This is a genomic window from Mycobacterium sp., assembly GCF_036488105.1.
Lineage (GTDB): Bacteria > Actinomycetota > Actinomycetes > Mycobacteriales > Mycobacteriaceae > Mycobacterium.
Genome location: NZ_DASXHW010000048.1, coordinates 1 through 1801 on the forward strand (window position 1 = coordinate 1; position 1801 = coordinate 1801).

A 1801-nucleotide genomic window follows, 5' to 3' on the forward strand; every position below is an offset into this window, starting at 1 on the left:
CTGGTCCTTCACGGTCTCGTGGAATCAGTTCCTCGAGTTCGTCAGCGACCAGGGCTACACGGCATACATCGACGCGCAGATCGACATCAAGGCACGCATCTGATGCCCACCACTAAGGAGCTCTACATGTTGGTTGTCTACGTGGGTAACCACGATGAGGTCGAGATCGATGGTGTCGCCGAGTTGGCGTATCCGGGTGAGCCGATCGAGGTACCCGCTGCGATCGCGGGCAAGGCGCCGTCCGGCGAGCGCTGGACCGAGGGCTACGACCCCGGGTTCGGGTTGCTTGCACAGATCGAGAACTGGCAGCGCCCCGCGCCGAAGCAGGCCGCGCCCAAGAAATCGGCCGCAGCCAAGCAGACCGAGCCAACGAAGGACGCCGCCAAGTCGGCCGACGCTGAGGAGAGCAAGTAATGTCCGGTATTCTCTCGCAACTCGGCTTCTGCGAAGAGACGCAGACCACGCCTGCGATATCCACCGCGATCGCGTCGGCCGGACCGCCGATCATATTCACGCTGACCTTCGCGTCCGCGCACGGGCTGCAGCCCGGTGACACGATCACTCTCACCGGTTTCACCCCGTCGGGCTACAACGCGACGTGGACGATCTACCAGGTCCCGACGACGACAACCGCGACCGTGGTCACGCTCACCAGCCTGGGCAACTCCACGGTGCAGGGCACCTACGTGGCCAGCATCTACGGCCGCGGCGGAACAGTGGACCGCTTCTACGACATGGTCAGCGAGGGCATGAAGCTCACCAGCCCTCGCATCGAGTCCGCTGGCCTGCGCGCCAACAACCGCGTCCAGAAGGCCGACAAGTGGGCGATCAACCGGACCGGCGCGACCGGCCCGATCGTGCTCGAGGTGCAGACCAAGCAGTTCGGTCGCATCCTCAAGCACCTGATGGGCAACATCGCCACCACCGGGCCGACCGACTCGGTGTTCACGCACACCGCGACGATCGGCGCGATGGTCGGCAAGTCGCTGCTGGCCCAGGTCGGCAAGCCCTTCACCCAGTCCCAGGTCGTGTCGCCGTTCACCTACCCCGGTGTCAAGATCATCGACTGGACGTTCTCCTGCGCGCTCGATGGCATCCTGCTGCTGACGCTCACTCTGGACGCGCAGGACGAGCAGACCAGCGTGGTGCTGGCCGCGGCGTCCTATCCGACCAACAGCGAGCTGCTCACCTACGCCGGCGGGACGATCAGCATCGGCGGTGTCGCTGTCGACGTCTCCGACTTCACCCTCAAGTGCACGATGGGCTACAAGGCCGATCGGCGTTTCATCCGGGCCAACACGCTGCAGCGTGAGCCGGCCGAGGGCCCGATGCGCATCTTCGACTGGACCGTCATGGCGGAGTTCACCGACATGCTGCAGTACTCGCGATTCGCCTCGGTCAACCGGGTGGGTGCGCTCGCGACCTTCGTCGCCTCGTTCGTAGGGCCGAGCCTGGTCGGCGCGGCATCCTTCGCGTCGATGACATTCATTTCGGGCACCAACGCCGCCCGCGTCGACTCCGACTCCCCCGTCGTGGCCGGCCCGGATCTGCTGCCCCTTCCGATCGCCGGCAAGCTGCTCAACACCGCCGGCGGCACGAACGACGCGCTGACCATCGCCTACGTGACGGCCGACTCCACGCCCTAGTGGTCACCTCCCGCACGCAGGCCATCCAGATCGATGGCCTGAAACAACTGCAGGCCGACCTGCGGGCGCTCGACGCGAAACTGCCGCGCGAGCTCCGCAAGGTCAACCTGTCCGTCGCGCAGCTGGTCGCCGACAAGGCGCGCGGCCGCGCGGCC

2 protein-coding genes are annotated in these 1801 nt (G+C 66.0%); both read left to right on the plus strand.

The genetic code is table 11. The features are described from left to right. Window positions 1-102: 102 nt before the first annotated feature. A complete protein-coding gene (locus tag VGH54_RS02445; RefSeq protein WP_331510344.1) occupies window positions 103-414 on the plus strand; it encodes a hypothetical protein in 312 nt (103 codons plus the stop codon). Continuing rightward, entirely contained in the window at window positions 414-1646 is a 1233-nt protein-coding gene (locus VGH54_RS02450) for a phage tail tube protein (protein ID WP_331510345.1), read from the plus strand. Before VGH54_RS02445 ends, VGH54_RS02450 begins: the two co-directional genes overlap by 1 nt. The last annotated feature ends 155 nt before the right edge of the window (window positions 1647-1801 follow it).

Bases quoted from the DNA above. Each gene is read 5' to 3' on its own strand.
- VGH54_RS02445 (WP_331510344.1), top strand. From the start codon at position 103: ATGCCCACCACTAAGGAGCTCTACATGTTGGTTGTCTACGTGGGTAAC.
- VGH54_RS02450 (WP_331510345.1), top strand. From the start codon at position 414: ATGTCCGGTATTCTCTCGCAACTCGGCTTCTGCGAAGAGACGCAGACC.